The 23,932-nt window shown below is 68.8% G+C and carries 22 protein-coding genes and 3 tRNA genes; 15 read left to right on the top strand and 10 right to left on the bottom strand.

The features are described 5' to 3' along the window. Positions 1-24 precede the first annotated feature (24 nt). Positions 25-97: transfer RNA gene (locus NKT36_RS10165), tRNA-Arg, on the bottom strand. Positions 98-295: 198 nt separating this feature from the next. On the opposite strand from NKT36_RS10165, the gene NKT36_RS10160 reads away from it, so the two are divergent. Together NKT36_RS10160 and NKT36_RS10155 are read left to right on the top strand one after the other, a co-directional pair. After that, positions 296-823, top strand: a complete 528-nt coding sequence (locus tag NKT36_RS10160) for a hypothetical protein (RefSeq protein ID WP_327050932.1) — start codon at positions 296-298, stop codon at positions 821-823. A gap of 211 nt (positions 824-1,034) precedes the next feature. Next, entirely contained in the window at positions 1,035-2,471 is a 1,437-nt protein-coding gene (locus NKT36_RS10155) for a single-stranded DNA binding protein (protein ID WP_327050931.1), read from the top strand. Positions 2,472-2,521: 50 nt separating this feature from the next. Here NKT36_RS10155 and NKT36_RS10150 read toward each other — a convergent pair whose 3' ends face one another. Further along, positions 2,522-2,731: a hypothetical protein gene (locus tag NKT36_RS10150; RefSeq protein ID WP_327050930.1), complete on the bottom strand. Its 210-nt coding sequence runs from the start codon at positions 2,729-2,731 to the stop codon at positions 2,522-2,524. Between the two features lie 116 nt (positions 2,732-2,847). On the opposite strand from NKT36_RS10150, the gene NKT36_RS10145 reads away from it, so the two are divergent. Beyond that, complete coding sequence (locus NKT36_RS10145; protein WP_327050929.1) at positions 2,848-3,279, top strand: histone; 432 nt, start codon at positions 2,848-2,850, stop codon at positions 3,277-3,279. Next, positions 3,276-4,292 carry a histone deacetylase family protein gene (locus tag NKT36_RS10140; protein WP_327050928.1) on the top strand — a complete coding sequence of 339 codons (1,017 nt, stop codon included), beginning with the start codon at positions 3,276-3,278 and terminating at the stop codon, positions 4,290-4,292. Before NKT36_RS10145 ends, NKT36_RS10140 begins: the two co-directional genes overlap by 4 nt. Positions 4,293-4,345: 53 nt before the next feature. Here the strand turns inward: NKT36_RS10140 and cca are convergent, their stop codons facing one another. Further along, a complete protein-coding gene (cca, locus tag NKT36_RS10135; RefSeq protein WP_327050927.1) occupies positions 4,346-5,698 on the bottom strand; it encodes a CCA tRNA nucleotidyltransferase in 1,353 nt (450 codons plus the stop codon). A 102-nt stretch (positions 5,699-5,800) separates the two neighbouring features. On the opposite strand from cca, the gene NKT36_RS10130 reads away from it, so the two are divergent. From NKT36_RS10130 to NKT36_RS10100, 7 genes are all read left to right on the top strand, one after another. Beyond that, positions 5,801-5,873 (top strand) — tRNA-Asn (locus NKT36_RS10130). Between the two features lie 92 nt (positions 5,874-5,965). Further along, complete coding sequence (locus NKT36_RS10125) at positions 5,966-7,474, top strand: carboxypeptidase M32 (protein WP_327050926.1); 1,509 nt, start codon at positions 5,966-5,968, stop codon at positions 7,472-7,474. A 113-nt stretch (positions 7,475-7,587) separates the two neighbouring features. Then, positions 7,588-8,769: a glycosyltransferase gene (locus NKT36_RS10120; RefSeq protein ID WP_327050925.1), complete on the top strand. Its 1,182-nt coding sequence runs from the start codon at positions 7,588-7,590 to the stop codon at positions 8,767-8,769. After that, entirely contained in the window at positions 8,741-9,415 is a 675-nt protein-coding gene (locus tag NKT36_RS10115) for a glycosyltransferase (RefSeq protein WP_327050924.1), read from the top strand. The genes NKT36_RS10120 and NKT36_RS10115 overlap by 29 nt, the downstream gene beginning before the upstream one ends. Continuing rightward, positions 9,412-10,368, top strand: coding sequence for a hypothetical protein (locus tag NKT36_RS10110; protein ID WP_327050923.1), 957 nt, complete (start codon positions 9,412-9,414; stop codon positions 10,366-10,368). The genes NKT36_RS10115 and NKT36_RS10110 overlap by 4 nt, the downstream gene beginning before the upstream one ends. Further along, on the top strand, positions 10,365-11,834 hold the full coding sequence (locus NKT36_RS10105) for a sulfatase-like hydrolase/transferase (protein WP_327050922.1): 1,470 nt from the start codon (positions 10,365-10,367) through the stop codon (positions 11,832-11,834). The genes NKT36_RS10110 and NKT36_RS10105 overlap by 4 nt, the downstream gene beginning before the upstream one ends. Then, positions 11,831-13,276: a lipopolysaccharide biosynthesis protein gene (locus NKT36_RS10100; protein ID WP_327050921.1), complete on the top strand. Its 1,446-nt coding sequence runs from the start codon at positions 11,831-11,833 to the stop codon at positions 13,274-13,276. Before NKT36_RS10105 ends, NKT36_RS10100 begins: the two co-directional genes overlap by 4 nt. 42 nt (positions 13,277-13,318) lie before the next feature. Here the strand turns inward: NKT36_RS10100 and gpmI are convergent, their stop codons facing one another. After that, entirely contained in the window at positions 13,319-14,836 is a 1,518-nt protein-coding gene (gene gpmI, locus NKT36_RS10095) for a 2,3-bisphosphoglycerate-independent phosphoglycerate mutase (protein WP_327050920.1), read from the bottom strand. Between the two features lie 140 nt (positions 14,837-14,976). Further along, positions 14,977-15,846, bottom strand: coding sequence for a winged helix-turn-helix domain-containing protein (locus NKT36_RS10090; protein WP_327050919.1), 870 nt, complete (start codon positions 15,844-15,846; stop codon positions 14,977-14,979). Positions 15,847-15,940: 94 nt separating this feature from the next. Here NKT36_RS10090 and NKT36_RS10085 point away from each other — a divergent pair, with 94 nt between their 5' ends. After that, positions 15,941-17,335 carry a serine hydrolase gene (locus tag NKT36_RS10085; protein WP_327050918.1) on the top strand — a complete coding sequence of 465 codons (1,395 nt, stop codon included), beginning with the start codon at positions 15,941-15,943 and terminating at the stop codon, positions 17,333-17,335. 154 nt (positions 17,336-17,489) lie between these two features. On the opposite strand, the gene NKT36_RS10080 is transcribed toward NKT36_RS10085, so the two are convergent. Continuing rightward, complete coding sequence (locus NKT36_RS10080; protein WP_327050917.1) at positions 17,490-19,301, bottom strand: ribosome biogenesis/translation initiation ATPase RLI; 1,812 nt, start codon at positions 19,299-19,301, stop codon at positions 17,490-17,492. Between the two features lie 2 nt (positions 19,302-19,303). Next, complete coding sequence (locus NKT36_RS10075; protein WP_327050916.1) at positions 19,304-19,615, bottom strand: EMC6-like membrane protein; 312 nt, start codon at positions 19,613-19,615, stop codon at positions 19,304-19,306. Between the two features lie 114 nt (positions 19,616-19,729). On the opposite strand from NKT36_RS10075, the gene NKT36_RS10070 reads away from it, so the two are divergent. Further along, positions 19,730-19,845 (top strand) — tRNA-Lys (locus NKT36_RS10070). 383 nt (positions 19,846-20,228) lie between these two features. Beyond that, a complete protein-coding gene (locus NKT36_RS10065) occupies positions 20,229-20,435 on the top strand; it encodes a hypothetical protein (protein ID WP_327050915.1) in 207 nt (68 codons plus the stop codon). A gap of 45 nt (positions 20,436-20,480) precedes the next feature. Here the strand turns inward: NKT36_RS10065 and NKT36_RS10060 are convergent, their stop codons facing one another. Further along, entirely contained in the window at positions 20,481-21,296 is an 816-nt protein-coding gene (locus NKT36_RS10060) for a hypothetical protein (RefSeq protein ID WP_327050914.1), read from the bottom strand. Between the two features lie 357 nt (positions 21,297-21,653). Between NKT36_RS10060 and NKT36_RS10055 the strand changes: the two genes are divergently transcribed. Further along, complete coding sequence (locus NKT36_RS10055) at positions 21,654-22,067, top strand: FlaD/FlaE family flagellar protein (RefSeq protein ID WP_327050913.1); 414 nt, start codon at positions 21,654-21,656, stop codon at positions 22,065-22,067. 26 nt (positions 22,068-22,093) lie between these two features. Here the strand turns inward: NKT36_RS10055 and NKT36_RS10050 are convergent, their stop codons facing one another. Next, complete coding sequence (locus tag NKT36_RS10050; protein ID WP_327050912.1) at positions 22,094-23,053, bottom strand: hypothetical protein; 960 nt, start codon at positions 23,051-23,053, stop codon at positions 22,094-22,096. A 197-nt stretch (positions 23,054-23,250) separates the two neighbouring features. Beyond that, positions 23,251-23,793, bottom strand: coding sequence for a uracil-DNA glycosylase (locus tag NKT36_RS10045; RefSeq protein WP_327050911.1), 543 nt, complete (start codon positions 23,791-23,793; stop codon positions 23,251-23,253). Between the last annotated feature and the right edge of the window lie 139 nt (positions 23,794-23,932).

The raw sequence follows: 23,932 nt of genomic DNA, 5'->3' as shown, positions 1-23,932 counted from the left end.
TCGTCGACGTCGCGTCGGCAGAAACGTCCTGACGGAGATTTGAACTCCGGTCCCTGGCTCCGCAAGCCAAGAGGATAGTCCACTACCCTATCAGGACTCATCTTCTCCTTTCGTGGTTTGGGTAATAGGGGTTACGGTCTTCCGGTGCAGTGAGACGGCGACTCAATGACCGTCGTCGTGACACGACGGTGCGACGGAACGCGATGGGCGACGACGACGTCGTCGAGTCGGCGGTCACTCAAATCCCTCTTTGCGCTACCACGAGCGTTTTTGGAAGTGGAAGCGAAGGACGACCATGAATCGCCGAGACGTGCTCCGGGCCGGAGGGGTGGCGGGCGTCGGCCTCCTCGCGGGCTGCATCGACCGGTATCGCGACGCGACGGACGCCGCAGCGCCCGTCGACGGGACGACCGGAACGACGACTGACGCGACGGCCGGGACGACAGAGGGAAGACCGACGCTGCGGAACCACTCGTTCGAGGTGCTCGATTCGGGGTGCGGCACCGTCGGCGGCGACGCGTCCCTGGCGTTCGACCGGGACGCCGCGACGCTGACGGTCGAGGGGACCATCAGCGGTAGCGACTCCTGCGCCGTCGCCCGGATCGCGAGCGCGCGGTACGAGGACGGGGCGTTCACCGTCATGGTGGAGACGACGCGCCAGGCGAGCGAGGGGACGGCCTGCGCCGACTGCATCACCGAGATCCGGTACCGGGCGACGTTCGCGTTCGAGGGCGCGCTCCCGTCGTCCGTCGCGGTCGTCCACGACGGACAGGCGGGACGGCGGACCGTCGCGACCGCGACGCCGGAGACGACCACCGCGTGACGGACGCCGGCGGGCGCGGCGACGCCGGAGGGTACGAGCCCCGAGCGGAGACGGACCGACGCGACCGATGTCCCGGTTCGCGTAGGTTTATAGAGGAAAACGGACAAAACGTCGGCGTGAGCGGAACGACGATCAAATCGCGGGACTGCGGCGGGTCTCCAGGTCAAGGACAACGCTTAAGCAACGGCCAATCCACCATTTCAGTACGATTATGGGCGTTATAGAGGACGTACACGGGGACCTCGACGCCGACGTCTCTCTGGAGGAGTTCCGGGAAGCGGTCGAGGACAAGGTCGACCAGATGGGCGGGCTGGCGGACGAGGAAACCGCCGCGATGCTCATCGCCCACGAACTCGGGGAGAACGAGGTGAACGGCGTCGCGGACGTCGAACCCGGTATGGAGGAAGCGAAGTTCGTCGCCAAGGTCGTCAGCGTCGGCGACGTGCGGACGTTCGAACGCGACGGCGAGGACGAGGACGGCTACGTGCTGAACGTCGAAGTCGCCGACGAGACCGGGTCCATCCGCATCTCGCTCTGGGACGAGCAGGCGAAGGCCGCCGAGGAGGGACTCGAGAAGGGGCAGGTGCTGCGCATCAAGGGCCGCCCGAAGGACGGCTACAACGGCACCGAGGTCGCCGTCGACCAGGCCGAACCGGACGAGGACACCGAGGTCGACGTCCAGATACAGGACACCTACGCGGTCGAGGACCTCTCGCTCGGCCTCTCGGACGTGAACCTCCGCGGGAAGCTGCTCGACACCGACTCGGTGCGCACCTTCGACCGCGACGACGGCTCGCAGGGGAAGGTCGCCAACCTGACGGTCGGCGACGAGACGGGCCGCGTACGGGTCACGCTCTGGGACGACCGGGCCGACCTCGCCGAGGAGCTCGACCCCGGCATCTCCGTCGAGATCGTCGACGGCTACGTCCGCGAGCGCGACGGCAACCTCGAACTCCACGTCGGCAACCGCGGCGCCGTCGAGGAGATCGACGAGGAGGTCGAGTACGTCCCCGAGAGCACCGACATCGCCGACCTGCAGCTCGGAGACACCGCCGACGTCGCCGGCGTCGTCCGGTCGGCCGACCCGAAACGGACGTTCGACCGCGACGACGGCTCCGAGGGGCAGGTGCGCAACGTGCGCGTGCAGGACGAGACGGGCGACATCCGCATCGCCCTCTGGGGCGAGAAGGCCGACCGCGACATCGCGCCCGGGGACAAGGTCCAGTTCGCCGACATCGACGTCCAGGACGGCTGGGAGGACGACATCGAGGGATCCGCCGGCTGGCAGTCAACGGTGACCGTCCTCGAGAGCGGCGACGACGTCGGCGCGGGCGGTGGTTCGGCTGAGTCGACGGGCGACGGCGGTAGCGGAGCCGACACCGGCCTCGACGCGTTCGGCGACGACTCGTCGGGAACGACGGACGAGAGTGCGTCGACGGCGGGCGGTGCGACGAGCGACGAACCGGCGAGCGACGGCGAGCACGTCGAGTTCACCGGGACGGTCGTGCAGGCGGGAAGTCCCGTGGTGCTCGACGACGGCGACGAGACGGTCAGCGTGGAGACGGACGCCGACGTGCACCTCGGGCAGGAGGTCACCGCGCGGGGCGAGCTGCGTGACGGCCGCCTCGACGCCGACGACGTGTTCTAGCGCAGAAGAGTGCAGTTCAGGACCGGCCGGCGGTCGCGAGCCGGCGACCGCTAGCTCTGGTGTGGTTCTCCGTCGCGGTGGTCGTCGACGTTCTGCTCCTCGGCAGCGGCGTCCTCGCGCGCCTGGTCGTGCTCGACCCTGGTCTCGTCCTCCAGTTCCTCCTCGCGAGCGTGCTCTGCTTCGGCCTCGTCCTCGGTCGGCGATTCTTCCTCGCCTTTCTCCTTCGCCATCGTGCGGTCGCGTTCGTGTTCGTCGGACACACGAACGGGGTCGGGAGCAACGTTTGTAGACCTGCTGGCGGCTGTCTGTCGAGTTCGGGTTTCGAGGAAACGACGGTAGGGAAAGATTAAGGACAACAGGCTTCCGCCTTTGGACCATGAGCGTTGAGCTTCCGTTTGCGCCGGTCGACACCATCATCCGACGGAATGCGGGGGATCTCCGAGTCAGTGCGGACGCCGCCGAGGAACTGGCCCATCGCATCCAGGTCCACGGGGCCGAACTCGCGGCGGACGCGGCCGAGCGCGCGACCGCCGACGGACGGAAGACGCTGATGGCCGAAGACTTCGAGGTCGAACAGGTCGTCGACAAGAACGACCTCACGCTGCCCGTCGCGCCCGTCGACCGCATCGCCCGACTCGACATCGGCGACGACTACCGGGTATCGATGAACGCGCGAATCGCGCTCGCGGACATCCTCGAGGACTACGCGGACAACGTCGCGAAGGCGGCGGCCGTCCTCGCGCGGCACGCCGACCGCAGAACCGTTAAGGCCGAGGACATCGAGACGTACTTCGAACTGTTCGAATGAAGTTCGGCTACAGCGAGGTCTGTCTGGAACACGACACCGGCGGGCGCCACCCGGAGAGCCCGGACCGGTTGCGCGCCATCCGGAAGACGCTCGCGCGCCGCCACGGCGTCGAGTACGTCGAGGCGGACCCCGCCGACGAGGCGACGGTGACCGCTGTCCACGACGCCGACTACGTCGAGGAGTTCCGCGAGTTCTGCGCGAACGGCGGCGGCAACTGGGACCCCGACACCGTCGCCGTCGAGGCGACCTGGGACGCCGCACTCCAGAGTGCGGGCCTCGCGCGCTGGGCGGCGTCGGCCGCGCTGGCCGGCGACGCAGGGCGCGAGACGCCGTTCGCGCTCGGGCGACCGCCGGGCCACCACGCCCTCGTCGACGACGCGATGGGGTTCTGTTTCTTCAACAACGTCGCGGTCACCGCCCGGCACGCGCTCGACGCCGGCGACGCCGACCGCGTCGCCATCTTCGACTGGGACGTCCACCACGGCAACGGGACGCAGGAGATCTTCGAGGAGGACGACGACGTGTTCTACGCGTCGCTGCACGAGGACGGCCTCTACCCGGGCACGGGGGACGTCGACGCGGTCGGCGACGGCGACGCGGCGGGGACGACGCTCAACGCCCCGCTCCCGGCCGGGTCGGGCGACCCCGAGTACCGCACCGCGTTCGACGACCTCGTCGCGCCGGTGCTTTCGTCGTTCGACCCCGACCTGCTGCTGGTGAGCACGGGCTTCGACGCCCACCGCCACGACCCCATCTCCCGGATGCGGGTATCGACCGAGGGCTACGGGATGCTCACCGCGCGCGTCCGCGAGGCGGCCGAGGAGACGGACGCCGCGCTCGCGTTCGTCCTCGAGGGCGGCTACAGCCTCGACACCCTCTCGGACGGCGTCGGCATCGTCCACGAGGTGTTCGACGGCCGCGAACCGGTCGTCTCCGACGAGGGCGCCAACGATGACGTCCTGGAGTTGATCGACGAGGTTCGCGAGACGCACCCGTTACTCTCCGCCGACTGACGCGCCCGCTTCTTCGCGGAGGACAGGCAGACCGCTAGCTCAGCGTCCAGCGTTCAGGGTCCGGGGTCGAAGTACCGCGCGAGTTCGACGCCGAACTCCTCCGCGAGTGTCGCCACCTCGTCGCCGGCGAGCACCGCGTAGTCGTCGCGCAGCGCCTCGGCCACGTGCACGCCGAGCGCCGCGTCGAACAGCGCGTCGCTCGCCAGGAAGTCGGTCGCGGTCGTGAACTCGCGCGGGCGCTCGACCACGTAGCGGTCGCCGTCGACGAACGGGCCGTACGCGTCGGCGTCGTCGGCGTACGCCTCGTAGAACCCCGTCGCGTGCTCGCGGACGTGGACCGGCGGCCCCTCGTGGCGCTCGACCGCCGGCCGCTCGGCGACCGCGAGTTCGAAGAGGAGGACCGCCGAGTCGTCTGCGAACAGGTCGGCGCGCAGCACGTCGAAGTCGCGCCGGTCGAGCGCGTCGCCGACGCCGGACAGCGACTTCGCCAGTTGCGGGTAGAGCTGGTCCTCGACGACGTCCGGGGCGGCGAAGCGGAGGGCGACCGGCGTGGTCCCGCGGTCGGCGAGATAGTCGCGGACGTCGGCCGCGGAGAGCGGGGCGGGCGGGTCGGGGAAGAACATAGAGGGGTCGGGGTCGGCGAGTTGCTGGCGGGCGGCGTGCTGGAGTCGCGCGAGGTTGGCGTCCGAGAGCACGGCCGCCACGTTGCGCTCGGGGTCGGTCGGGTCGACGACCACCAGCGGGTCGTCGAACGTGCGGGTCCCGTGGTCCTCGGGGTCGAAGCGGACCGGCGGGTGCCAGTCGGCGGCCGCTTCGAGGAGGTCGCGGAAGCCGCCGTGTTCGAGCACGAGCAGTTCGGTCAGGTAGCCGGAGAAGCCCTTCGTCCGGAGGTCACTGCCGTACGCGCCGATGCCCGCGAGGAACTGCTTGAACACGCGGACCTCGCCCGCGAGGCCGTCGTCGAGGCGCGCCTGGAGGTACCGGTTGTGGAACGGCGTGCGGTCGACGGCCGACCGGATGTCGGTCGCGGACTCGACCCGGTAGCAGGGGACGAGGTCGACGTCGAACCCCTCGAACTCGCCTTTCACGTACGGATGCTCGGCGAACTCCTCGTGGCCGTCCGGCAGGACCGCGTGACCGACGTCCAGCCCGCAGGATTCGAGGTCGTCGCGGTCGAGGTCCGGCGGGAAGCGCACGAAGAGGTCGATGTCGCGGTCGCCGCTGAGCCACGTGCCGCGGGCGGTGCTGCCCACCTGGAGCACGTCCGCCTCGACGGGCAGGTCGGCGACGGCCGCCTCGGTCCGCTCGACGAGACGGGCGACGACTTCGCGGAGGCGCTCGCGCTCCGCCCGGTCCGGTTCGACCCGCTCGCGAACCGTCGCGACGGCGTCCTCGAAAGCTGTCATTGTCGGGTACGTCCCCCCGCGGAGGTGAAAGCGTGTCGATGCCGTCGGGTGAAAGCGAAAGCCCTATGAACGAACTGCGTCAACAAACGAGTGCGTTCGGAAGCCGTCGTAGCTCAGCTGGTAGAGCACCACGCTGTTAACGTGGTTGTCCCAGGTTCGAGCCCTGGCGACGGCGCTTCTCTTCGTCGCTACTCCCCGAGAGCTACTCCTCCGCGCCGCGGTTCCGCTATCCGGACCTTGATAACGAGTGACGGAGTTCCAACGCGCATGGCAACTGCCGAGACCGACGCTGACGAAGCGTACGCGGAACTGCACGACCGGGTGCAACGCATCTCGAACGTGGGCAACGCCGCCGGCGTGCTCTACTGGGACCAGCAGACCAAGATGCCCGACGAGGGGACGCCCGCCCGCTCGAAACAGCTGTCGACGCTCCAGTCGGTCAGACACGACCTGCTGACCGACGAGCGGACGGGCGAACTGCTGGACGAACTCGCCGACGCCGACCTCGACGACGAGCAGGCCGCCGTCGTCCGCGAGATTCGGCGCGAGTACGAGCGCGAGGTGACGGTCCCTAGCGGCCTCGTCGAGGAGCTGTCGGAGACCGTCAGCGAGGCCCAGCAGGCCTGGCGCGAGGCGAAAGAAGAAGACGAGTTCGAGACGTTCGCGCCCTACCTCGACCGGCTACGCGAACTCCACGTCGAGCGCGCCGAGCACGTCGACCCGGAGACGGACCCCTACGAGGTGCTGTTCGAGGACGGCGAGCCCTACCTCCCGCTGTCGACCGTCGAGCGCATCTTCGACGAGCTCCGCGAGGGGCTGGTCCCGCTCATCGAGGACATCAGGACGGAGGGGGCCGACATCGCGACGGACGCCTTCGCGGGCGAGTACGACGTCGACACCCAGGAAGCGCTGGCCCGCGACGTGCTCGACTACGTGGGCTACGACTGGGACCGCGGCCGCCTCGACACCGCGCCCCACCCGTTCATGTCCGGCAACCAGTTCGACGCGCGCGTCACCACGCGCTTCGACGAGTCCGACCCCCTCGGCGCACTGACGAGCACCGTCCACGAGTTCGGCCACGCCACCTACCAGCTCGGGCTCCGCGACGAGGCGTACGGGACGCCGCTGGGCGAGTCGCGCAGCTCCGGCATCCACGAGTCCCAGTCGCGGTTCTGGGAGAACCACGTCGGTCGCACGAAGGCGTTCTGGGAGGGGTTCCTGCCGACGTTCCAGGAGCGGTTCCCGCAGGCAGAGGACGTGACCGTCCAGGAGGCCTACGAGGCGGTCAACCAGGTGTACACGGACAACTGCATCCGCACCGAGGCGGACGAGCTGACCTACCACATGCACATCATCCTCCGCTCGGAGATCGAGAAGGAGTTCGTCGGCGGCGACCTCGACGTCGAGGACGTGCCCGCCCGCTGGAACGACCTGATGGACGAGTACCTCGGCGTCCGCCCGGAGACCGACGCGGAGGGCTGTCTCCAGGACATCCACTGGTCCAGCCGGTTCGCCGGCTTCCAGAACTACACGGTCGGCAGCGTCCTCGCCGCCCAGCTCTGGGCGACCATCGAGGACGAACTCGACGACCCGACGGCGCTCATCCGCGAGGGCGAGTTCGGCCCCATCCGCGAGTGGCTGACCGAGAACGTCCACCGCCACGGCCAGCGCTACACCACGGACGAACTCGTCGAGGAAGCCACCGGCGAACCGCTCACCGCCGACTACTTCCTCGACTACGTCACCGAGAAGTACGGCGAGCTCTACGACCTATGACGTCCCCCGCACCGTGAACGGCGAGAGCAGTCCGAGAGCAGACACTGTTTCAAATACTACATTCAATTTATACGTAAGACGGCCGTAGCATCGCCGAACCCAGGGAGTAGTAGATGAACTACGGGATAGAGGACGTTTCGGTAGCGGTGTTACACGACAGGTTCCCGGGGATGGGGGGCGGGGAGCGGTTCGCCGTCGAGGCCGCCCGGGTGCTCGACGCGCCCATCTTCACGACCTACGTGGCCGGGGGGACCGACCTCCCCGGCGACGTGACGGTCGTCCCGATGAAACAATCGAAGTACACGCGCGGGCTCTCCGGTCGGCTACTGGAGTGGAAGAACGAGGGGATGAACCCGCTGGAGACGCTGTCGGTCGCGCTCGACATGACCGACGCGCACCCGGACCTCGAACGGTACGACGTGGTGCTGGAGAGCGCGCCGCTGTCGAAGTCGTACGTGCCGGCGGTCGACCAGACGGTGGTGCACTACCCCCACAGCCCGCCGCGCTGGCTGTACGACAGCTACCGCGACCGCCTCGGCGCGCTCGACTACCCCGGCGTCGGGTTCGCGGTGCGGGGATACGCGAAACTCTGGCGCGCGCTCGACAAGGAGGCCAACGACTACGTCGACCGGTTCGTCGCCAACAGCGAACTCGTCCGCGACCGCATCCGGCGGTTCTACGACCGCGACGCCGCCGTGGTCTACCCGCCGGTCACGGGCGACTGGCGCGACGACGGCGACGACGGCTACTTCGTGACGTGGTCGCGGCTCGTCCCCGAGAAGCGGATGGACCTGATCGTCGAGGCCTTCACCGGGCTGGACGAACGCCTGCTCGTCGCCGGCGACGGTCCCGAACGGGAGCGCCTCGAACGGATGGCCGCCGGCCACGACAACGTCGAGATACGCGGCTACGTCGACGACGTCGAGAGCCTCGTCGCCCGGGCGACGGCGGTCGTCTACGCACCGAAGGACGAGGACTTCGGACTGGTCGGCGCGGAGGCCCTCTCGGCGGGCAAGCCGCTGCTCGGCGTGGACGAGGGGTTCACGCGCCACCAGGTCGTCGAGGGGACCACCGGCCTGGCGTTCGAGCCGACCGTGGCGTCGCTGCGCGAGACCGTCCGGCGGTTCGACCCCGACGACTTCGACCCCGAGGAGATACGGGAGTTCGCCGGCCGCTACGACTACGCATCGTTCGCAGAGAACCTGCAGACGGTCGTCAGCCGTGCCCACGTGGCCGCCGCCGACAGGCGCGCGGCAGTCGAGATCGATGATACGGAGACCGTACGCGTCGGCTGACCCCGACGTCTCCGTCGTCGTCCCGACGCTGCCGACCAACGACCACGACGAGGTGGTCGACGCCCTCCGCGCGGGGACGGCCGACGCGTTCGAGGTGCTGGTCGTCGACGACGCCGACCTCGACATCTGCGAGGCGCGCAACGCCGGCATCGAGGCCGCCGAAGCGGACGTCGTCGCGCTCACCGACGACGACTGCGTGCCGCCGCCGGAGTGGGTCGACCGCGTCCGGGCGGCGTTCGCGGACGACGACGTCGTCTGCGTCGAGGGGCGCGTCGAGGGCGGTCGTACCTACCGCGGCACCGGCATGTACGTCGGCTGCAACCTCGCGTTCGACCGGGAGACGGCGCTCGACGCGGGCGGCTTCCGCAGCGAGTACGCCGGCTGGCGCGACGACACCGAGTTCGGCTGGCGCATGGAGGAACGCGGCCCGACGCGGTACGACCCCGACCTCGTGATGCAGCATCCGCCCCGGACGCGCGCCCGCATCGACGACGAACTCGAGACGCGGCTGCAGCGGGAGTACCCCGAACGCTACGAGGAACGCGTCGTCCCCGACACCGCGCTCGGGAAGGTCAACGACTGGCTCTGGCGGCGCGGCGTCTGGGAGGCCGTCGACCGCATCCGCTATTCGGGGGCCGACGGATGACCTTCGGCGACTGGCTGGCGGAGACGCACGAGCGCGTCCGCGAGGAGGGGTGGCGCGGTGCCGAGACGTCCGCGTACGAGTTCTACAAGGGCGTCCTCCGGCGGGTCGGCGAGCGCACCGACTACGGCGACGCCGTCTACGACCGCGAGTGGGACGCGCTCGTCGTCCTCGACGGCTGCCGGGTCGACCTCGCACGCGAGGTGGCCGACGAGTACCCCTTCGTCGGTCGCGTCGACGCCTTCGAGTCGGCGGGGACGCGCTCCGACGAGTGGATGCGGGCGAACTTCGGACCGGCGCACGCGGCCGAGACCGCTCGCACCGTCCACGTCACCGCCAACCCGAACTCCGCCGAGCACCTCGACGCCGACCGGTTCGCCCTGCTCGAGGAGGTGTGGCGCGACGCCTGGGACGACGACCGCGGTACCGTCCCCGCCCGCGCGGTCACCGCCCGCGCCGTCGCCGCCGCCCGGGCGCGCGACCCCGACCGGCTGGTCGTCCACTACATGCAGCCCCACTTCCCGTCCGTTCCCGACCCGCTACCCGGCGGCGAGATGAGCCGCGAGTCGTTCGGCGACCGGGTGGGCGTCTGGGAGCGCACGCGCCGCGGCGACCTCTCGCTGGACCGCGTCTGGCGCTCGTTCCGCGCGAACTGCCGATACGTGCTCGACGACGTCGCCCTGCTGCTCGACAGCGTCGACGCCGACCGCGTCGTCCTCACGGCCGACCACGGCAACGCCTTCGGCGAGTGGGGGCTGTGGGGACACCCCGACCGCATCCCCATCCGCGTCCTCCGGGAGGTGCCGTGGATCGTCACGAGCGCCAGCGATTCGGGCGAGTACGAGCCGGAACCGGCGCTGACGACGCCCGAACGCACCGACGACGCCGGCGCGGACGAAGCAGACCCGACGGACGCACAGGTCGCCGACCGACTCGCCGCCCTTGGATACAGATGAACGTCGCACTCGTCGTGCTCGACACGTTGCGGAAGGACGCGTTCGACGACCACTTCGACTGGCTGCCGGGCGTGCGCTTCGAGCGCGCGTTCTCGACGAGCCACTGGACCGTCCCGGCGCACGCCTCGCTGTTCGCCGGACGCTACGCCAGCGAACTCGGCGTCTACGCCGGCGCGCAGTTGCTCGACTGCCAGGAGCCCGTCCTCGCGGAGCAGTTCCAGGCCGGCGGTTACACCACGCGGGCGTTCAGCGCGAACGTCAACGTCTCGCGCCCGTTCGACTTCCACCGCGGGTTCGACCAGTTCGAGGGGAGCTGGCGGCTGCGCGCGCTCGCCGAGGACAGCTTCGACTGGGACCGGTTCATCGTCGAGACCGAGGACGTGGGCCCACAGCGCTACCTGTACGCCCTGAAGAAGGTGCTGGCCGACGACTGCGCGACCGTCCCGTCGCTGAAGCGCGGCGCGCTCCTCAAGCTCCGCGACCTGGGCTGGGGACGGGCCACCCGCGACGACGGCGCTGCCGAGGCGCTGGAGTTCGTCCGCGACACCGCCTTCGGCGACGACGAGTTCCTCTTCGTCAACCTGATGGAGGCCCACACGCCGTACGACCCGCCCGAGGAGTACCAGACCGTCGACCCGCCGGAGCTGAACGGTCTCCGGGCGACCCTCGACGAACCGGGCGCGGACCCCGAGCGCATCCGCCAGGCATACGACGACAGCGTTCGTTACCTCTCGGACGTGTACCGCGACATCTTCGCGGAACTCAGCCGGGAGTTCGACTACGTCGTCACGCTCGCCGACCACGGCGAGGCGCTCGGCGAGCGCGGCGACTGGGAGCACCTCTGCGGCCTGGCGCCCGAGATAACGCAGGTGCCGCTGTGCATCTCCGGCGAGGGCCTCGACGGCGAGCGGCGCGAGGCCGTGAGCCTGCTCGACGTCCACCGCACCGTGCTCGACCTCGCCGACCTGGAGGGCGAGTCGCGGGGCCGCAATCTGCTCGGCGACGACCTGGAGGACACCGACGAGTCCGACGGCGAACGGCCGCCGGACACTTCTGACTCCGACGGCGAGCGGCCGCCGGACACTTCTGACTCCGACGGCGAGCGGCCGCCGGACACTTCTGACTCCGACGGCGAACGGCCGCCGGACACTTCTGACTCCGACGGCGAACGGCCGCCGGACACAGATTGGCTCGTCGGGTACCACGGGCTGACCGACCGCCACCGCACCGCGCTCGCCCGCGACGGCTTCGACCCGTCGCCGCTGGACCGGGAGCTCCACGCGCTGGCCAGCCGGGACTACTACGGCTGGGAGACGCCCGACGGCTTCCGGGAGGTCGGCGAGACCGAGGACCCGCGCGACCGCCTCGACGCGCTACTGGACGACCTCGACCGCACCGAGACCGAGAACGACGTCGCCGTCTCCGAGGCGGTCGAAGCGCAACTGCGCGACCTCGGATACGCATGAGCGAAGCCGCCGGCGTCAGCCTGAGTCGAGAGACGCTCGGCGGCGCAGTGGCCCAGTTCGCGATGGCCGCCATCGGCTTCGCGGGGACGATACTGTTCGCGCGGTGGCTCGGCCCGACGGAGTTCGGCGGCGTCTACCTCCTCTACGGCGTCGTGAAGCTCGCCGACCGGCCGATGAACGGCTGGTCGCTCGCGGCGAAGAAACGCCTCTCGGAGAGCGACGCGCTCCGGTCGCCCGCGTTCGGCGCGCAACTGGTCTTCGACGCCGGCTGGGTCGTCGTCGCGGTCGTCGTCGCGCTGCTGGCGGGCGACGCGCTCGTCTCCTACACCGGGCTGGCCGCCGCCCCGCTGCTGTTCGTCGCCCTGCTCGCCACCGAGTCGACCTACGAGAGCGTCGACAGCCTCGTCCAGGGCCGCGGCCGGGTCAGTGCCGCGACCTGGATCGACGCGCTCCGGTCGCTGCTCACCCTCCCGCTGCAGATCGCCTTCGTCGCCGCCGTCGGGGCCGCCGGGATGGTGTACGGCCTGGCGACCGCGTCGCTGCTCGTGCTGCCCGTCGTCGGCTACTTCGTCGCCGCCAGGCCCGCCCTGCCCTCGCGGTCGTTCGCGCGCAGCCTCGCCGACTACGCCCGCTACAGCGTCCCGTCGACGGCGCTCGGCACCGCCTACGACCGCCTGGACGTCCTGCTGCTCGGCGCGCTGCTCGCGCCCGCCGCCGCCGGCTACTACGAGGTGGCCTGGAAGCTCACCCTGCCCGCCGTCTTCGTCGCGGACGTGGCGGGCCGCGGCCTGATGGCGAAGGTCAGCGGGCGCGCGGCGGACGGAAACGGCGTCGGCCGCGACGTGTCGAACACGGTGGCGTACGCCGGCGTCCTCGCCTTCCCCATCCTGTTCGGGACGCTCGCGCTCGCCCGCCCGCTGGTCGTCACCGTCTACGGTCCCGAGTACGCCGAAGCGACCCTCCTGCTCGTCGGACTGGCGGGCTACCGCGTGATACGGACCCAGTCCGGGCCGCTCATGCAGGCGGTCAACGGCCTCGACCGGCCGGACGTCGGCATGAAGCTCTCGGCGGCCGCGCTCGCGGTGAACGTCGCGCTCGGCGTCGTCCTCACGCTCCGGTTCGGCCCCATCGGCGTCGTCGCCGCCACCGTCGTCGCCGAGGCGGTCCGGTACGCCGGCTGCGTCGCCTTCCTCCGGTCGACCGTCGAGCGGTTCGACCCCGTCTCCCGTCCCGTGGGCATCCAGGTCGGCGCGAGCGTCGTCATGTACGGCGTCGTCTCCGCCGCCCACGGTGCGCTCGGGGTCCGGTCGTGGGTCGACCTGCTCGCGCTGGTCTCGCTCGGCGGGGTCGTCTACGTCGGCCTGCTGGTGGCGCTGAGCCCCGGCTTCCGTCACACCCTCGGGACGGCGCTGGAGGGCTCGTTCGCCGACCCCCGACCGTGAGTAGGGGACGCCGACCACGCCCGGCGGCGACCCCCGTCCCGACTACTCCAGCAGCGACTCACCGGTCATCGCCGCGGGCTGGTCGAGCTCGATGAGCGACAGCAGCGTCGGCGCGACGTCGCAGAGCGACCCGCCCTCCCGGACCGTCCGACCGCCGTCGTCGCCGTCCGGCGTCAGGTAGACGAAGGGGACGAGGTTGTAGGTGTGGGCGGTGTGGGGGTCATCGGGCGTCCCCATGTCGTCGGCGTTACCGTGGTCGGCCGTGACGAGCACGTGCGCGCCCGCCGCCTCCAGCGCGTCGACGAGTCGCCCCAGCTGTGCGTCGACGGCCTCCACCGCCGCGACGGCGGCGTCGAAGTCGCCGGTGTGTCCGACCATGTCGGGGTTCGCGTAGTTCAGCACGAGCACGTCCGGGTCGTCGCTCTCGACGACGTCGATGGCCGTGTCCGTCACCTCGGGGGCGCTCATCTCGGGCTGGTGGTCGTAGGTCGGCACGTCCGGACTCGGGGCGATCTCCCGGCGCTCGCCGTCGAACTCCAGTTCGCGCCCGCCGTTGAGGAAGTAGGTGACGTGGGCGTACTTCTCGGATTCGGCGATGCGCAGCTGGGTCAGGCCGCGCTCGGCGAGCACCTCGCCCAGCGTGTCCTCGGGCCGGTGGGGCGGGAACGCGACCGGGAGGACGAACTCCTCGTCGTACTGGGTCATCGTCGTCAGTTCGACGTCGGGCGGGCTGGTGTCGAACGACCAGTTTGGGTCGACGTCGGCCAGCATCCGGGTGAGCTGGCGGGCGCGGTCGGCGCGGAAGTTGAAGAAGACGACCGCGTCCCCGTCGGCGAGCGCGGGGCCGCCCTCGACGACCGTCGGCTCGACGAACTCGTCGGTGTCGCCGCGCTCGTAGGACTCCCGGACGGCGTCGACCGCCGACGCCGCCGTATGCTCGCCCTGGCGGTTGACGATGGCGTCGTACGCTCGGCGGGTCCGCTCCCAGTTCTGGTCGCGGTCCATCGCGTAGTAGCGGCCCGACACCGTCGCCACGTCGCCGGTGCCGTGCTCGTCGACCACGTCCTCCAGGCCGGCGAGGAACCCCTCGCCGCTCTGCGGCGGCGTGTCGCGGCCGTCGGTGAACGCGTGGGTGACGGCCTCGACGCCGCGCTCGGCCGCCAGTTCGACGAGCGCGTAGAGGTGCTCCTGGTCGGAGTGGACGCCGCCGTCGCTGACCAGCCCCATGAAGTGGACCCGACCGCCCTGCTCGCGGGCGTGTTCGATGGCCCCCGAGATGGCGTCGTTCGACCCGAGTTCGTCGTTCGCGATGGCGTCGCTGATGCGCGTGTACTCCTGTTTCACGACGCGGCCCGCGCCGATGTTGAGGTGGCCCACCTCGCTGTTGCCCATCTGCCCCTCCGGCAAGCCGACGCGGCGGCCCGTCACGTTCAGGGTGCCGTACGCGCCCACCTCGGCGTAGCGGTCGAAGTTCGGCGTGTCCGCCGCCTCGACCGCGTTCCGGCCGCCGTCCTCGCTGCCCAGTCCCCAGCCGTCGAGAATCACGAGTGCCGCCTTCATGCGCGAGTGGTCGACGCCTCGCGGTAACTATGCTTCGCTTGCGTCCGGTTCGGCCGCGGTGCACCGTGTCTCCGGACGACTACTCACCCCTGACATTTGCCACGCACGGCCCTTCCATCCCGATACCCTTGCTGTGCCTATCACTCCGTCGACACGGAGTACGTACCGCCGTCGGCGACGTCGACGACCGTCGCCGAGTCGTCGAGCGTGAGCTCCAGTCGCTCTCCTTCGAGGGAGACGGCGACCTGAACGCGGAGTGGGTCCGCGGAGCAGACGGCGGCCGTTTCGACGTTCTCGACGAGTACCTCCCAGGTGCGCTGGAACACGTCGACGCCGTGCTGGTAACAGAACCCGACGACTGCGGGATGAAACAGGACGCAGCCGCCGGCGCTGTTCTGGAGGAAGACGCCGCATCTGTCGCACGTCCATTCGTACAGAATCGGGACAGGCTCGCCGGGATAGCGGGTCACCGTCCCGGAAGTCTGGCCGTCACAGTACGGACAGACCCCGTCCATCGTCGACCTGGCTTCCCACAGCGACCGGCGCATCGCGACGTCGAGTGCCTCTATCACCGAGTGCGAATCGAGAAGCTCGGGCCCGACGTTCAACACCATGGTGTGGTCGTCTTCACAGACCGTCCGGAGCGACCCGTCCTCGTAGGTGACCGTCGACGGCGCGCCACAGACGGGACACGAGGTCTCGGTGTCGGGGAACTCCCGCCGCCTGTCGGGGTCGAAGCGGCCGGAGAGAAGGACCGCGACGAAGTGATGGCCCACGTCCGAAAGCCGGTAGCCCGCGTCGGTCTTCTCCACGAAGGCACCCGACAGTCGCTTGAGGTGGTAGTTGAAGTTCCCCGGGTCGTCGTGTCCGACCCGGTCGCGCAACTCCGAGAACCGGAGCGTCGCGTCGCGGGGGTGTTCCTGCATCCGTTCGGCGAGCGCCAGCAATATTTCCGCGCGCACCTCGTGGTTCAGGAGCTCGATTCCCCCGGTGAGCGGCTGGTCCGCCATTCCGTCCCGATGACTGCACGCCACATAGATGTAACTTTCTGTATAGTAATCGGTTGCTACACACGCTTATCACGTCAGTCGATTTTCACCACGTATGGTCGCTACGAAGGCGTCGACGACCGATATCGAACGGCTCGAAGAGAAGGCACAGGAACTTCTCACCGATCAGGGCTGTCCCGGAATCAGCGTCGCAGTCGTGGACGGGACAGAGACAGTGTTCGCGGACGGGTTCGGCAAACGACGGCTCGACCCGGAGGCACCAGCGACCCCGGACACGCTGTACGGGATCGGCTCGTCGACGAAGCCCGTCACGGCGACGGCGGTGATGACGCTGGTCGACGACGGCGAAGTCTCGCTGGACGACGCCGTGTCCTCGTACGTTCCGTACTTCGAGGGCGCTCCCGGGGAGCCGATCACGGTGCGCGAACTCCTCTCGCACACGTCCGGGATGCCGTCCGACGACGTCGCGACGATCACGCTGATGGACGCGATCCTCGGCGACGAGTACGACGACTCGCTGGACGGCTGGGAGGAGTTCCGGGAGCACGTCGACGGCTCGCTCGACCGCCGCCGGCTCGACGGGGACCGGTGTCTGTACTACAACAGCGGGTACGTCGTCCTGTCGCGGCTCGTCGAGGCAGTGAGCGACGCTCCGTTCGCCGAGTACGTCGAAACGAATCTCCTGGAACCCCTGGGGATGGACCGGTCGACGTTCGACGTGAACGTCCTCACCGGCGACGCGAACGACGCCATGACGCCGTACTACGAGCGAGACGGCGAGATGCACGGCGTCGGCCTGCCGGACGATCCGCTGTTCGAGGGCCCTGGCGGACTGCAGGCCCCGGTGACGGACCTGGCGACGTTCGTCGCCGCGTGGAACGAACGGGACCTCCCGGTCGACGACGACCTCGCTTCTGCGATGGTCGAACCGGTCGAGCCGTTCAGGACGCTCCTCGACGGTACGGAGGTCGGCTACGGTTACGGCTGGATGACCCGCCCGTTCGGGGACGACGTACTAGTCGGCCACGGCGGCGGGACCGGCGTCTCCGCGGGCTACCTGGGGTTCCTCGAAGACCGGGGGCTCGGCATCGCGCTGGGCTGTAACGCGGATCCGGACACCTCGCCGGAGCGGCTGGCGATCGAACTGCTGGCAGCGACGACCGGAACGGACCCGGAGAGGGTGTTGCCGAAACGGGCGGTCGAACGGAAGGAGCGTCGCGTCACGGGCGAGTACGCGGCCTACGGTGGACTCCAGGAGGCGACCGTCTCCCGGACCGACGAGTTCCTGGAAATCGAGCACAGCAGCCCGATGGGAGTGGAGTCGATGCGACTGATGCCGGCGTCGCTCGATCCGAACGACTACACCTTCCGGGTCGCAAAGCGAAGCGCGAAACGAACCACCGTCGAGTTCTTCGTCGAGGACGACGGCGTCGAACTGCTCGTCCACCGGAACCTCTACGAACGCGTCGGCGACCTCGACGACGGATAGAGCACGTCGCTGCCCCTCGTCGGAGAATCCGCTCACGCCCGGACAGGACAGGTCAACCGACGGTGGAGGAGAGACAGCGGGATGGGGACGACGGTATCCCGACCCCGACGGAAAAAGGCGACCGAACGTGGCGGGCGCAGCCTTGCTCGCCGCGCTAGGTATAGTAGTACTCGCCGTCGTTCTTCTGCTGGCGGTCGAGCTGGCTGCCCGGCTTGTTGATACGAGGTCGGCCGACGTTCTCGTCGCGGCGGAAGGTGATGTCGAGGTTGGCGAGGAAGTCGTTCATCCCCTCGCGCATCCCCTTCGGCTCGCCGGCGTGGCCGTGGACCGCGGGCTCGCCGCCGAACACCATCAGGCGGTCGGAGACGAGGTCGATCATGTAGGTGTCGTGGTCGATGACCAGCACCGTCGCGTCCTGCATCTCGGCGTAGCGGCGGATGGCGCGCGTGGCGCGCACGCGCTGTTCGACGTCGAGGTAGGCGCTGGGCTCGTCGAGCAGGTAGAGGTCAGCCGACTTCGACAGACAGGCCGCGATGGCGACGCGCTGGCGCTCCCCGCCGGAGAGGTCGGTGAGGTTCTGCTCCATGATGCGGTCGAGCTGGAGCGGCTGGGCGATCTCGGTGTTCCAGTACGACGTGCCGAAGTCGTCGGTGAGCGACGAGAGGAACGCGTCGACGCGCATCGGCTGGTCGATCTCGATGTACTGGGGCTTGTAGGAGATCTCAAGCCGGGAGTCGAGCTCGCCCTCGTCCGATTCGAGGCGGCCGGCGAGCAGTTTGGCGAACGTCGACTTCCCGATGCCGTTCGGGCCGACGACGCCCAGCACCTCGTTCTCGCGGATCTGGCCGCCCTCGACGTCGAGGGAGAACTCGCCCTCGCCGTAGGACTTCCGGAGGTCGGGGTACTCGACGAGCACGTCGGCGTTGCTCGCGGTGCGCGGCGCGTGCTCCTCGAACTCGATGGCGTCCGGTCGGATGCGCATGTTCTCGTTGTCGAGGTAGCCCCTCAGGTACTCGTTGATGCCGTTGCGCACCGACTTCGGCGAGGTGATGACACCGTACGCGCCCGGTTCGCCGTAGGCGATGTGCAGGTTGTCGGCGACCAGGTCGAGGATGGCCAGGTCGTGCTCGACGACGAGCAGCGACCGGTCCTCCTCCTCGGCCATCTCCTGGAGCAGGCGCGCGACGGTGACGCGCTGGCTGATGTCCAGATACGGCGTGATCTCGTCGAGGAAGTAGAAGTCGGCCTCGCGGGCGAGCGACGCCACCAGTGCGACCCGCTGGAGTTCGCCGCCGGAGAGGCTGTCGATGTCCTGGTCGAGGACGTGCTCGATGTCCAGACGCGCGAGCAGGTCGTCGAGGACGCCGCGCTCGTCGGTCGGTTCGAGCAGTTCCGCGGTCTTGCCGTCGAAGCGGTCCGGGATCTTGTCGACGTACTGTGGCTTGCGCGCGACCGTCACGTCGCCGTCGCGGACGTCGCCGAGGTAGTCCTGCAGTTCCGTCCCGCGGTAGCGGTCCAGGACCTCGTCCCAGCCCGGCGGGTCGGCGAACTCGCCGAGGTTCGGCTCCAGTTCGCCCGCGAGGATGCGCACGGCCGTCGTCTTCCCGCTCCCGTTCGGGCCGAGGATGCCGGTCACCTGCCCCTCCTGTGGGACGGGCAGGCCGTACAGCGCGAAGGCGTTCTCGCCGTAGCGGTGGGCGGGGTCGTCCTGCAACTCCTGCGGGAGGTTGATGATCTCGATGGCGTCGAACGGACACTTCTCGACGCAGATGCCGCAGGTCTCGCCGAGACAGATCTCCTCGCTGATGTGGACCTGGTCGGGGCCGCCCTCGTCGGCGTCCTCGCCGCGGAGCGTGATGCACTCTTTCCCCGTCCGGTTCGGCGGGCAGTAGTTCTTGCACTCGTAGTTGCAGCGGTCGGGCTGGCAGCGCTCCAGGTCCACGACCGCGATGCTGTCCTCCGCCATGATTAGAGCTGGACGTGGTTGATGAGGAGGATGCCCCAGGTGATGAACCAGAGGGAGAAGGTCATGAACGCCACGTACAGGTAGTCCTTCGCGCCGTCGAGTTCGTAGCCGAGCGCCTGGTACAGCGGCAGCTGGACCACGACGAAGCCGAGCATGATCGCCAGCCCCATCTGGTCGTTGGCGGCTGCCGACGCCGTCCCGACGACGACGCCGGAGGCAACGCCGGCGGCGATCCCCGCCAGCGATGCTATCGCGGTGACGGTGATGCTCCGCAGATGGGACGCCCGTTGCTCGGACGCTTGTTCGGTCGCCATGGAGGCAACTCTGATTCCCGGCCTCAAAAGGAGTTCGTTTGACGGTACCGCGTCCTGACGGTCCCGTCAGGGAATGGTAAACGTTTAACCGTCGCCGCTCTCACTTTTGGGTGAGGGCCGGTAGCTCAGTTAGGCAGAGCGTCTGGCTTTTAACACAGCCACCCGCGCGACATTGTCGGATGGTTGTGGAAGACACCAGACGGTCGGGGGTTCAAATCCCTCCCGGCCCGTTTTCCTGCGAACGAAGTGAGCAGTGAAAACGCCACGGAGGATTTGAACGAGGCGAGTCGCACGCCCGCGCAGGGAGCGCGAGCGACCGAGCAGGACCGTCTTGACGTGGTTCAAATCCCTCCCGATCCGCTTCTGCGACGAACGCACGTGAGGAGCGACGCGGTTCGTTGGATTTGAAGTAGACCGGACGCGCGCAGCGGAGCGAGCACGTCCGGGCGTGGTTCAAATCCCTCCCGGCCCGCTTCTGCGACGAACGCACGTGAGGAGCGACGCGGCCAGTCAACGCAGTGCTCGTGGTGAACCCTCTCCGACCGCCACTCGACGGTGAGATTCCGGAACTGTTCAGTAGAGGTTATATGTCGTCCGCGCACAGAGCACTGACATGAACAGCCTGGTTTCGGACCCGATCGAATCGGTCGGCACCGCTGCCGGAGTCTTCCTCGTGCTCGTCGGTATCGCCACGCTCGTCGGGATGCCGTGGGCGCACAAGTCCGGGGGCGCCGTGCTGATGCTCGGACAGATCGTCGGCGCGCTCTCGGCGGTCGGCGTCGGCGCTGGCCTCGCGTGGCTCGTTCGCACGCAGAAATAGAGAAAGTTCCGGCGATTCTTCGATTCTCGACGGGCAGCGACGGTCTCAGTCCTTGACGGGCATGAGCGCGAGCATGATCAGCAGGATGGCCGCGAGCGCGCTGAGGATGGCGACGCCCCACAGGCCGGCGATGCGCTCGTTGAAGTGCGCGATCTCCTGTTGCTGGGCGTTGTAGCCCTCGATGTCGGCCGACAGCAGGAGGTTCCCGTTCGCGGCGTGTGCGATGAACTCCTTGTCGTTCGGGCCGAGCTGTCCGGTCGCGCCGTCGTCGAAGGAGACGCTGGTGGTCTGCTCGCCAGTCCACTGGAGCGGGACCTCCTCGGCCGTGATGTTGCCGATGGTCGTGGCGTTGCCCTCGTACTGGAACTGGTTGCCCTCGCTGATGGTCCGGGTCTCGGGCTCGCCGAACTGCTGCTGTTTGTACTCGTCGACCGGCACCAGGGTCCGGTTCGCGGTCTGGTTGCCGCCGACGACGACGTACGTCTGGCCGTCCTGGGTGACGGTCGGCGTGTTCTCGCTCAGGTTCTGCACCTCGCGGAGCGTCGCCTGACTGGGGTCGGACGCGTTACCGACGAGGACCCGGAAGGTCGTGTTCTGGCGCTGGATGGTCGTGTTGTTCTCCAGCGCCGCGGTGAACCGCGCCGATTCGTTCGTCCACGCGACGGTCGCGCTCCCGTCACCGACGGACGTGACGTTGTACTGGCGGTCGTCGACGGTGAACTTCTGTCCCGTCTCCTGGAGCGTGTAATCGGGGTCGTTCACCTCGATCGTCGGCTCTTCGGCGACGCCGATGTACGTGTACGCCCCGGCAGCGATGACGAGAAAGACCGCGACGTATATTCCCGCTGCACGTCGTTGCATATGCTAGGGCGAGTCCCCGCGCAGTATAATGGTTACCTTTTGGGGAGCAAACCCTGTGGCAAGTGTTGACGTCGCCTAGCGGCCGTCGGAGCGTTCGACAGCGCCGGAGCGGCGCGGGGCGACGGGGCAACGGGGCGAGCCCGATTGGACGTCGCTTTCCCGCCAAACGCCACCGCTGCCGACGAGCGCCGCCGTTTCAGTTCAGAAGAAGGAACGATGAGCTGATAATTTTCGGCGTGTCGACGGGCAGTATCCGACTCGGATGGTACCAAGAATTAAATAGGTCGAGTAGCTTGTATTCGAAACATCAGAATGACCGTCGACCCCGGCGACTACGACCTGCGTGAACTGCGCAGGATGGCTGACGAAGACGACCCGCCGCTGGACGTCCCCGAGGAGTCCGGTGAAGACGTGTTCCGGCTCGGACAGCGCGAGGAGCTGATGCGGCTCCAGACGCAGATCATGGCGACCGGCGACCTCCCGGAGAAGCCGTACCTCGAGACCCTGCCTACCCGGCACGGGGCCGAGGTGGTCGTCTTCGAGTGGCTCGACTTCCTCGTCGAGAAGGCCGGCTTCGAGAACACCGGCAACGCGCTGTCGTACTACGAGGACGTCGAGTGGCTGAGCGCGGACGCCCGCGAGGCGCTGCGCGAGTACATGCACGGCTTCGCCGAGATAGACCGCTTCGAGGAGGAGGAGCCCGACGAACTCGACGGCAACGACCACGTCCTCAGCCTCGTCTACATCGCGCGGCTCGCGTCGATGTCCTAGTCGCGGTACGTCCTATCGAACGCGGTTCACGCCGTGTATCCGAGGTTCGTCAGCCGGTCCTCGATGACCTCGTCGGTCAGTTCCTCGCGCGCGGTGGGCGGGTCGGCGGTCACGTCGCGGCGCTCGCCATTCTCCATCTCCGCCCACGGCACCTCGATTAGCGCGCGCTTGTGCAATCCGCCGGGGTGGCCGTACGTACGCAGCGGAATCGGGTAGGTTCGCTCGCCGATCAGGTTCCCGTGGTCGGCCGTTATCACCGACTTGCCCGACAGCTTCTCGACCAGTTCCTCGACGTGCGGCAACACCACGTCGAGGTTCTCGCGGTAGGCCGCCAGGATGGTCCCGGCGTCCGTCACCTCGCCGTGGAACAGCGCGTTCCAGGGGTGGGGGTCGTCGCCCCGCTCGTCGGCGTCGAGTTGCATCTCGATGCCGGCGTGGCCCATCTCCCGGCCCGTCTCGCCGACGAAGGGGAAATGGGGCTGCATGAAGTGGGTGACGATGCGCTTGTCGGGATACTGCTCGTGGGCGGCGAGCGTCTGCTCGACCATCGTCTCCGGCATGACGGTGCGGTGGTCGTCGTCCCAGTGGTCGTCGAGCAGGTTGACGACGGCGTGGAAGGTGTCGTCGGGGAGCTTGTAGGCGTGCGGGTTGGCGGTGACGTAGACGGTGTCGTGGAACTGCCGACCGACGAAGCTCTCCTGCATGAACTCCCAGCTCTCGCTCCCCGGCGACAGCTTCCGTTCCAGGGTGTCGCCGAGGTCGGCCTGCTCGGCGTACATGTCGTACCGGCAGGCGTCGAGGACGACCAGGTTATCCCAGTCCTCGGCCATCACGTCCACGCGCTCCGCGCGGTTGAGTTGCCGGTAACACCAGGCGTTCAGTTCGAGCGCGTCGTCGCGCAGTCGGCGCATCTCGCCGCGGAGGAGGCTCGGGTCCCGCAGGACCCGGACCAGGTTGTCCAGGGAGTACCGCTTCAAGATCGACATACGCCACCGTTCCGACGAGAGGGGCTTATTTATGGCATTGCTAAAGTGATAGCGAAGAATGATTGGATTTTCTGTAAGTTCGATAAGGAATCGGTGTTGATACGTTCGTGAGCCGCGCTCCGGGAGACGCCGACCCCGAAAGCGCACCTGTCGGCGTAGACGTCCAGCGGCCTGCTGGGGTGGACGTCCGACGGGCATCACGCGCGCTCGAACGCGGCCGCCAGGTCGCGCTCTATCTCTCCCTCCTTGCTATCGTCGTAGAAGGTCGCCGCCGGGTGATACGTCGGGACGACGTCGTAGCCGTCGCGCTCGAACGTCTGGCCGTGGACGTCCGATAGCTTCTCGTCGCCGGACAGCAGTTCGCCCGTCGCGAAGCTGCCGAGTGGAACGACGACTTCGGGGGCCACCCGCTCGATCTCGGCCGCCAGCACCGGCCACCACGCGTCGATCTCCGCCCGCCGCGGACTGCGGTTCTCCGGCGGCCGCACCTTCACGAGGTTGGTGATGTAGAGGTCGTCGCGGTCGACGCCGATGGACGCCAGCGAACTGTCGAGTAGCCCGCCCGCACTGCCGACGAACGGTTCGCCCGCCTCGACCTCCTGTGCGCCGGGGGCCTCGCCGACCAGCATCACGTCGGCGTCGAGCGGCCCGGTCGAGGGGACGAACCGCGACCGGTCGAACTGCTCGTCCGGGACCGCCGCGAGCGCGTCCTCGAACTCGGATTCGAACGCGGAGCTCATGGCGGGCGGAGTTGGGCGCGCAGCGCCGAAAGCCGAACGGCCGGACGAGGGAGAGCGACCGTGACGGGTAGCGTCGTCGGTCGGGACGACTGTCGGCGGAGTTGGACGTGGCCGTTATCCGCGGCGATGTCCTAGGGGG

Source organism: Halomicrococcus gelatinilyticus, assembly GCA_024227995.1.
GTDB classification, from domain to species: Archaea; Halobacteriota; Halobacteria; order Halobacteriales; family Haladaptataceae; genus Halomicrococcus; species Halomicrococcus gelatinilyticus.
This window is presented reverse-complemented; position numbering and strand designations above follow the sequence as displayed.